This is a genomic window from Mycobacterium gordonae (assembly GCF_001417955.2).
Taxonomy (GTDB): domain Bacteria; phylum Actinomycetota; class Actinomycetes; order Mycobacteriales; family Mycobacteriaceae; genus Mycobacterium; species Mycobacterium gordonae_B.
This window is the reverse complement of the sequence record NZ_LKTM01000144.1, coordinates 1-2425: the sequence shown is the minus strand read 5'-3', so window position 1 is coordinate 2425 and position 2425 is coordinate 1. Positions and strand designations below refer to the sequence as shown.

Here is a 2425-nt window from a genome sequence, read left to right as displayed (position 1 = left end):
TGTCCAGCACGCAGAACCTGGGACCTCAACACCTCGTGTCGGACATCAAAGACGCCGTCACGAGGACTACAGATAACCCAGGAGCGGCTCAACAAGGAGATCCGCCGGCGCACCGACGTCGTCGGCATCTTCCCCGACCGTAATGCCCTGATCCGCCTCGTCGGGGCCGTGCTGGCCGAACAACACGACGAATGGGCCGAATCACGGCGCTACCTCGGCCTCGACGTCCTCAGCAAATCACGCGCCGTCAAAGACACCCCGACCGAACAGGAGGACACCCCGGCGGCACTGACCGCCTGAACCATCACCACGAAGAATCACACGACGACGTCGTACACCACGTCCCTGGACTTGACCCAGGTGCACAGCACCACTAGCGAAAGCAGGCCGCCATCGACGTCGAATGCCTTGCAACGAGTTTCGCCACCTACGGCGAGGCGCGGGTTGAAAAGCGTGCGATCAGTCAACGCAAGTCTGGATAACGATGGGTTGATGCGGCCGGACCGGCGCACGACCTTCGTGTGCGTCACCTTGGTGCGGCGGTGAGGTAAGCAAGCTGTACTTCTCGCTAGGTTGAACCGCAGCACATTCGTCTGCGCTCTCCCATCAGCGCAGCTCTGTTCCGCGCTGTCGGGTCGCCTTCATTTCTGCACTTTGGCCGCGATTTTGCGAGCAACCGCGACCGCTTCGTCCGCGGGTTGTGCGCTTAGCACGGTGACGTCGATCAAGACATTTGCGGTCGCGGTTAAGGCATGCTGATACGTCGGTCCGTCGTTATCCCTGAGCTGGACGCTCAGAATGCCGTTTTGATTGGAAACGTGGCCGATGGCGGTCCTACCTACATGGCCGTCACGAAATGTCGAGGACACAGTCTGGTTCGCGCACGATGCCCACCGCGCTGCAGAATCGTTGTAAACGCCTTGTGCCGCTTGTACTGTCGGATATAGCACGACCGCCTCGTCGACAACAATGGTCATTGGATTGTCCACCAGGCGGTCCGCTATATTCGCTGTGAATCCACTGCTTTCGTAGCTACCGATTTCTTGGTTAAAGACAGCTCGGCACTGCGGGGGCGACACAACCTCACCAGCGCCGTTGCTCATCGTTCCACGACCGCTAGACCTCAGGCTGGGGGCTCCGATAGCGGTGCTTGCTTCTGCGGGGCTCAGAAGAAGGCCATCGAGCGTGCTCGTAGTAGCCAGGGCAAGCTCTGAATTCGACCTGAACTGGCTGTGGTGCGCCATCCAGTAGCCACCACCACCGATGATGGCGACAGCGACCACGGCCGCAACCTTGATGCGCTCGCTGACGTGCATGCCGCGGCCTTTGAGAAAGGGCGACCCGATCCGCAGTCCTTCTTGCAGACCCTCGGGTTGAGGCAGGTCGCGGTCTGCTCGAGACTCCGACAAGGGAGCTTCCCTCGTCTCCGCCATCACCGTCGGCTCGCCAGCGCTGGCCGGCTCAGCGTGACTTTCCTTTAGATTGCTGACTGCAGTCTTTGCGTCGCCGGCATAATCCGCCGTAACGACCTGCGGGTGCGTACGCTCCGGTTGAGCTGACTGGCCGGTATATGGTCGCTGGCTTAGAGCGCTGCGCGCGGCCGCGGCCATCTCTGTTGGACTGCCATAGCGTTGCGCCGGATCCTTGGCTAACCCCGTAGCGATTACCTCGTCGAGTGTGCGAGGGATCGCCGGATCGCTCTCCGACGGCTTGGGTGCGGGGTCGGCGATATGCGCTAAAGCATATTGTTCAAAAGTGCTGCCGGGGAATGGGAGTCGGCCGGTCAAGCACTGGTACAGAACACACGTCAAGGCGTAGGTGTCGGCACTTGGCTCGGCTAGTCCGCTTCGAAATCGCTCTGGGGCCATATATCCCCAAGTGCCGACCGTCAGACCCGTTGAGGTCAGGCCGGTTTCGCTTTCGGCCCGTGCGATGCCGAAGTCTATGAGGTAGGCGAAGTCGTCATCAGTGAGCAAGATGTTGCTAGGTTGGGTCTGCTGCACGATCAGGTGACAGTTTCGGTCACGCGGCCTGACTGGCCGGTGTGGTCATGATTGCTTCGAATTCGATCGGGGTCAACCGCCCGAGGCCGGACTGGCGGCGGCGCCGGTGGTAGGTGCGCTCGATCCAGGTGACGATCGCGATGCGGAGTTGTTCTCGGGTGTCCCAGCGGCGGCGGTCGAGCACGTTCTTCTGCAGCAGGCTAAAGAAGCTCTCGATGGCGGCGTTGTCGCCGGCGGCTCCGACACGGCCCATAGAGCCGACCATCTCGTGTTGATTCAAGGCGTGTACGAATTTCCTTGACCGGAACTGAGATCCGCGATCCGAGTTAAGCCGGATCCGGCTTAACTCGGATTATGCCGAGATTTTCGTTAAGCCGAGGATCTGCGGAGAGGGCCTGCGCTCGTGGGGGATATCGCTGAAT

General features: G+C 60.8%; 3 protein-coding genes and 1 pseudogene. 1 reads left to right on the top strand and 3 read right to left on the bottom strand.

What is annotated here, in order from left to right; genetic code table 11:
• The coding region (locus AO501_RS13415; RefSeq protein WP_231752476.1) for a transposase at positions 1-300 on the top strand (300 nt) is incomplete at its 5' end.
• Positions 301-317: 17 nt separating this feature from the next.
• Here the strand turns inward: AO501_RS13415 and AO501_RS37180 are convergent.
• The 3 genes and pseudogenes from AO501_RS37180 to AO501_RS35620 all read right to left on the bottom strand — a co-directional run.
• The gene (locus AO501_RS37180) at positions 318-467 is read right to left on the bottom strand and encodes a hypothetical protein (RefSeq protein ID WP_156452537.1); all 150 of its coding nucleotides are present in this window, start codon (positions 465-467) and stop codon (positions 318-320) included.
• Between the two features lie 174 nt (positions 468-641).
• Complete coding sequence (locus tag AO501_RS39260) at positions 642-2003, bottom strand: serine/threonine-protein kinase PknH/PknJ (protein ID WP_055578196.1); 1362 nt, start codon at positions 2001-2003, stop codon at positions 642-644.
• A gap of 19 nt (positions 2004-2022) precedes the next feature.
• A pseudogene (locus tag AO501_RS35620) lies at positions 2023-2340 on the bottom strand (transposase); the annotation flags it as partial.
• Positions 2341-2425: the final 85 nt, after the last annotated feature.